We start from the raw sequence: 2,522 nt of genomic DNA, 5'->3' as shown, positions 1-2,522 counted from the left end.
ACCACGGTGTGCGCCACGGGATTGAGGCCGTGATCGACAAAGACCTGACGTCACAGCATATGGCTAACGTACTCGGCATCAAACATATCCTGATTCTGACCGGTGTCCGAAATGTTTCTCTTCACTTCGGAACCCCGCGGCAGGAGGAGATCGGTGAGTGCGCGGTATCGCAGATGAGGCAGTACCAGTCTGAAGGACATTTTGCCGACGGCAGCATGGGTCCCAAGGTGGAAGCGGCGGTCCGCTTCATTGAACGTGGCGGCCGACGTGCCGAAGATCGGCATGTCCTCCGGCTTCTTGCCGAACGCCTCGCGGTTGCGCACCAGCTGGCGGCCGACGTCGCGGTAGGCGTCCTTCGCCCCGCGTCGCTCGAACTTGTTGATCGCGACGACGTCGGCGAAGTCGAGCATGTCGATCTTCTCCAGCTGCGAGGCGGCGCCGAACTCCGGCGTCATGACGTACATGGCGGTGTCGACGTGCGGGACGATCGCAGCGTCGCCCTGGCCGATGCCGGGGGTCTCGACGACCACGAGGTCGAACCCGGCGGCCTTCAGCACGGCGACGACGTCGTCGAGGCAGTCGGGCAGCTCGTGGGAGCCGCGGGTGGCGAGCGAGCGGAAGTACGTGCGCTCCCCTCCGCTCATCGCGCCGCCGAGGGAGTTCATGCGGATGCGGTCGCCGAGCAGCGCACCGCCCCCGCGACGCCGGGTCGGGTCGACGGCGACCACCGCGACCCGCAGCTTGTCCTGCTGGTCGACGCGGAACCGGCGCACCAGCTCGTCGGTGAGCGACGACTTGCCCGAGCCGCCGGTGCCGGTGATGCCGAGCACGGGGGAGGAGTGACCGGCGGCCGCCGCGCGCACCCGCTCGAGGTCGGCCCCGGTGAGGCGGCCCGTCTCGGCGAACGTGATCGCGCGGGCGACGGCGGCGCGCTCGCCGGCGAGGACGGCGTCGACGTCGAGGGCGCCGAGCGAGGTGAGGTCGATGTCGCAGGCCTCGACGACCGAGCTGATCATGCCTGCGAGGCCCATGCGCTGGCCGTCCTCGGGCGAGAAGATCGTGACGCCGGACGCGCGCAGGCGGGCGATCTCCTCGGGGACGATGACGCCGCCCCCGCCGCCGACGACCTGCACGTGCCCGGCGCCCTGCTCGCGCAGCGACTCCACGAGGTACTCGAAGTACTCGACGTGCCCGCCCTGGTAGGACGAGACGGCCACGCCCTGCACGTCCTCCTCGATCGCCGCGTCGACGACCTCCTGGACCGAGCGGTTGTGGCCGAGGTGGATCACCTCCGCGCCCTGGCTCTGGAAGATCCTCCGCATGATGTTGATCGACGCGTCGTGCCCGTCGAAGAGTGCCGACGCGGTGACGAGTCGGACGGGGTGCGTGGGCACGTGCAGCGCGGTCATGCGAACTCCTAGGAAGTCAGATGCTCGGACATCCTACTAATGGGACGTGCTGCGCGCCACCCCCGACGCCGACGTCGGCCGGGTGCCCGCCGCTGCGCCTATGATCAGCCCATGCCGCAGGAGCCCCGACTCGCGTTCGACCCGCTCGAGCGGGCGGGAGAGCTGTGGGAGGAGCGCATCGGCGACGCCACGGCCATGCGGCTCGCGACGTCGATCATGCGGGTGCACCAGCTCGTGATCAGTCGTCTCGACGCGGCACTGAAGCCGCACGGGATCACGTTCGCGCGCTTCGAGGTGCTGCGCCTCATCTCCTTCAGCCGCGCAGGTCGGTTGCCGTTGAGCAAGATTGGTGAGCGGCTGATGGTGCACCCGACGTCGGTGACGAACGCGATCGACCGGCTGGAGGCGCAGGGCCTGGTGGTCCGCGAGCCCGACCCGACCGACCGGCGCCGGACCTTCGCGTCGCTGACGCCTGACGGGGAGCGGGTGGTCGAGGACGCGACCGCCGCCCTCATGGACGTGCAGTTCGGCGTCGCCCAGCTCGACGCCGACGACCAGCAGGCGGCGTACGCGTTGCTGCGGGGGCTCCGCCAGGTCGACTTCGGCGCGTGAGCGAGGGAGGGACGCGGGAGCCGAGGTTAGTCGCGCCGGAGCTCTGGTTCGCAGTGTCTGTCGTGGTGAACTTCCTCCGAGCCGTGGTTCCCGAGCGCGCGGAGCACGACCCGCTGCGCCTGGCGTCGCTGCTCGTGGGTGGGGTCCTCGTCCTCACGATCATGCGCCGCGCCTCGTTGTACGGATCACGGGCGGTCCGGTGGGCCGGTCGCGCCGCCACGGTGGTCCTCCTGGCCTCCCTGCTGGTGGCGCTCGACGCGTGGGCCCGCTCCTCGAGGCCCGAGCTCGCGGTGAGCTGGCCGGAACTGGTGGTGGTGGGTGTGGTCGCGCCGATCGTCCTGCTGGTCGTGTGGGCCTCCTCCCGCCCGCCCGCACCGTGAGCGGGGACGCCTGGTTCATCGGGGTCGGTACTGGATGTGGTCGAGGCGGGTGTGGTGGATCTCGACGAACTCGATGGTGCGGTCTCGGCGGTTCCAGGCGCGGGTGAACGCGGTCTCGGCC

Annotated in this window: 2 protein-coding genes and 2 pseudogenes; 3 read left to right on the top strand and 1 reads right to left on the bottom strand. The window is 70.1% G+C overall.

What is annotated here, in order from left to right; all coding sequences use genetic code 11:
• Nucleotides 1-59: 59 nt before the first annotated feature.
• Nucleotides 60-209: pseudogene (locus A6Q79_RS18710) on the top strand (carbamate kinase); the annotation flags it as partial.
• A 36-nt stretch (nucleotides 210-245) separates the two neighbouring features.
• On the opposite strand, the pseudogene A6Q79_RS15140 reads toward A6Q79_RS18710, so the two are convergent.
• Nucleotides 246-1,409 (bottom strand): annotated as a pseudogene (locus tag A6Q79_RS15140) (cobalamin-dependent protein); the annotation flags it as partial.
• Between the two features lie 111 nt (nucleotides 1,410-1,520).
• Here A6Q79_RS15140 and A6Q79_RS15135 point away from each other — a divergent pair.
• Nucleotides 1,521-2,021 (top strand): MarR family winged helix-turn-helix transcriptional regulator, encoded by a 501-nt coding sequence (locus A6Q79_RS15135; RefSeq protein WP_067853609.1) that lies wholly within the window; start codon nucleotides 1,521-1,523, stop codon nucleotides 2,019-2,021.
• 83 nt (nucleotides 2,022-2,104) lie between these two features.
• Nucleotides 2,105-2,401 carry a hypothetical protein gene (locus A6Q79_RS15130; protein ID WP_317698704.1) on the top strand — a complete coding sequence of 99 codons (297 nt, stop codon included), beginning with the start codon at nucleotides 2,105-2,107 and terminating at the stop codon, nucleotides 2,399-2,401.
• The last annotated feature ends 121 nt before the right edge of the window (nucleotides 2,402-2,522 follow it).

It is taken from the genome of Aeromicrobium sp. REDSEA-S32_B7 (assembly GCF_001626145.1).
Classification (GTDB): Bacteria; Actinomycetota; Actinomycetes; order Propionibacteriales; family Nocardioidaceae; genus Aeromicrobium; species Aeromicrobium erythreum.
This window is presented reverse-complemented; position numbering and strand designations above follow the sequence as displayed.

Bases quoted from the DNA above. Each gene is read 5' to 3' on its own strand.
- A6Q79_RS15135 (WP_067853609.1), top strand. From the start codon at position 1,521: ATGCCGCAGGAGCCCCGACTCGCGTTCGACCCGCTCGAGCGGGCGGGA.